The sequence below is a fragment of the uncultured Amnibacterium sp. genome (genome assembly GCF_964244015.1).
Lineage (GTDB): Bacteria > Actinomycetota > Actinomycetes > Actinomycetales > Microbacteriaceae > Amnibacterium.
Window position 1 is genome coordinate 1 of sequence record NZ_CAXTHO010000203.1, and the last position, 2,668, is coordinate 2,668.

Here is a 2,668-nt window from a genome sequence, read left to right on the forward strand (position 1 = left end):
AACCAGACGAGGTCCGCGGTCGCGCCGAGGGCGCCGAGCGCGACCGCGGCGTTCCCGGAGGCGGTGATGTGCTCGTTCGTGAACGCGGTGCGATCGGCGAGCAGCAGGACCCGGGTGCCGTCGTGGGTGCCGGAGATGAGCTGGCCGGCGCCGGAGGCGTCCCGGAAGCAGATCGTCGCGGACGACGATCGCAGGCTCAGGTCGACGCCCGCCAGCGACATCGCACCGGCGCGGCGGCCGAGTGCGAGATCGCAGCCCGCCGGCGCGGTCGCCCCGGTCGGGTTCCCCGCCGCGGTCGTGCTGGGCAGCAGCGCGTCGAGCGCGGCGCGGTCGGGCGAGAGCACGACGATGCGGGTGCGCCCCGCCAGCAGCTTCGTCCAGCTGTCCGCGGTGATCGTGGCCTCCGCATCGTCGACCAGCAGGGTGCCGGAGGTGGAGGCTGCGGCGGCGACCGTGGTGGTGTCCGTGACGCGGACGCCCTGCTGCTCGAGCACCGAGCGGAGCGCCTTGCCTCCCAACGGACCCGGGTTCGCGGCATCGAACGTGCCGCCCGCGCTCGTGGTCGAGTTCACGACGGCGCCGCCGATCGCGATGATGACGACGACGACCGCTGCGACGACCCAGAAGCGGGCCCGGCGCAGCGCCCTGCCGACGGTCGGGGTGACGGCCTCCTGCGCGGCGACCGCGGTCACGCGGGCTCCAGGGTCTGCGGCCGCGCGGCTGCGAGCCGGTCGTCGAGCGCGAACACGGACAGGGCGTCCTGCCGCACCGCTTGCTCGTCGGCGTACCGCACGCCGTCGAACAGCTCGGCGGCGGATTGCAGATCGCCGTGCTCGGCCGGGAAGGTGCGGGCCGCAGCGGCGGCGAACGCCGAGGCGGTGGTGCCGGGGAACACGGCGACGAGCGTGCGCTCGTCGAGCCCACGGGCGAGCGCCCGGAACCGCTCGAGCACGGCCAGCGACCAGTCGCCCGCCGCCATCGCGGCCTCTGCGGCGCGGCGCATCTCGCCCGCCGACCGCCGGTCGTCGGCGCCGAACAGGGCGCCGACGCTGCTCCTCCGGTTCCGGCGCGGCACGCCGAACAGCAGCAGCGCGACCACGAGCACGGCGACGACGACGCCGAGCGCGATCGCAAGGGCGACGGGCGGCGTGTTCGAGCCGCGCACGTCGAACAGGCCCGAGAACCAGGTGACGAACGCCTCCGCGGCGCGGTCGATCGGTGACGGCTGCGCCGAGGCGTACGCGGGTTTCGCCAGTTCGTCGAGCAGCCATCCACGGGCGGTGTCCGCGTCGGGCTGCACCGGCACGGCGGCCGGCAGCCCTTCGAGAGCCGCAGGCGGGACCGCGATCATCCGACGTGCTCGTAGGGGTCGCCGCCACCCTGCTCGACCCAGCGCTGCAGGTCGAGGTCGAGCCCCTCCGTGCGCATCCGGCGGTCGAGGTAGATGAGCACGAGCGCGGAGACGGTGGCGATCTGCCCGATGCCCGAGACGATCACGGCGACGACCAGCGCCGGCGAGCTGCCCGCGAGCCCGGTGAGGAGCTGGCTCGTCACGTCGCTGCCGGCGTTCGGGAACAGCAGCCCGGTGACCGCCCCACCCAGGATGGTGAACGGCAGCGACACGATCTGGCCCGCGACCGACACCATGGTCGTCACGAGTGCGACCAGGCCGAGGGTGCGCCAGAACGCACGGCGCGTGATCCGCCAGGACCGCGCGATGGAGGCGAAGACGGTGCCGCGCTCCAGCACGATGATCGACGGCGCGAACGCGAACTTGATGGTGAAGAAGAAGTAGACGACGAGCAGCGCGACCGCGACCGGGATCGCCGCGAGCACGGCGTAGACGACCCCGATGTCGTCGGCGACGCTGGAGAACGCGACGAGCAGCCCGACCACGGTCGCCGCGAGGACCAGGACGAGCACCAGCATGATCACCGTGAGGATCGCGGAGAAGCCGATGAGCGGCCAGAAGCGGCGCGCCGCCGCGCGCAGCGCCTCGCCGGCCGTCGGCCGCTTGCCGAGCACGCCGTCCGCGACGACGCGGGTGATCAGACCCTGCAGCAGCGCGGTGGCGACGACCGTGACCACCAGCACGGCCAGGAACGCGGCACCGCCGATGGCCACGCCTCCCGCGGCGATGGCGGCTTGATCCGCCTCATTCGTCGCGCGCTGAACGCGGTCGAAGGTGCTGAGCCCGATGCCGTAGGTGAGCCCGACGGTCAACGCGTTCTGCACCACCGAGACGATCAGCGCCGGCACGATCGTCGCGCGCGGGTTGTAGCGGATCGACTGGAAGGCGCCACCGAGCAGCTGGCCGAAGGACAGCGGGTGGAGGGGGATCAGCCCTGGCTTCGGCGGTGGCGCATACGCCTGCGGGAGGATCGGAGCCGGCACCTGGGATGGCTGCGCGGCGCCCGGGATCCGCTCGCCGTACCGGGGCGGGTCCGCGTCGGGTCGCGGTCCGCCGCCGGGCGAGGTCCAGTCGCCGCCCTGATCAGCCATGGCGTCATCGTTCCATGGCGGTGCGACGTTGGTCTGCGTCCCGCGCGGATCGGCCTCCACGCCGCCCCGCCCGCCGCCTCCTCAGCACCGAGCCCCGCGCTACGGAGCGCCGCGCGGGTCACGGGTCGATTACGCTGACGGGACCCGGTTCTCGCCCGTCGACGTC

The 2,668-nt window shown here is 73.8% G+C and carries 3 protein-coding genes; all 3 read right to left on the reverse strand.

What is annotated here, in order from left to right:
• Nucleotides 1-692 (reverse strand): DUF4350 domain-containing protein (locus ACFE67_RS14790; protein ID WP_375407631.1); only part of this gene is annotated, 692 nt, incomplete at its 3' end.
• Entirely contained in the window at nt 689-1,351 is a 663-nt protein-coding gene (locus ACFE67_RS14795; protein WP_375407632.1) for a DUF4129 domain-containing protein, read from the reverse strand. The genes ACFE67_RS14795 and ACFE67_RS14790, both read right to left, overlap by 4 nt.
• Nucleotides 1,348-2,502, reverse strand: coding sequence for a hypothetical protein (locus tag ACFE67_RS14800; protein ID WP_375407633.1), 1,155 nt, complete (start codon nt 2,500-2,502; stop codon nt 1,348-1,350). The genes ACFE67_RS14795 and ACFE67_RS14800 overlap by 4 nt, the downstream gene beginning before the upstream one ends.
• Nucleotides 2,503-2,668: the final 166 nt, after the last annotated feature.

Coding starts and splice junctions, on each gene's coding strand:
- ACFE67_RS14795 (WP_375407632.1), bottom strand. CDS start 1,351: ATGATCGCGGTCCCGCCTGCGGCTCTCGAAGGGCTGCCGGCCGCCGTG.
- ACFE67_RS14800 (WP_375407633.1), bottom strand. CDS start 2,502: ATGGCTGATCAGGGCGGCGACTGGACCTCGCCCGGCGGCGGACCGCGA.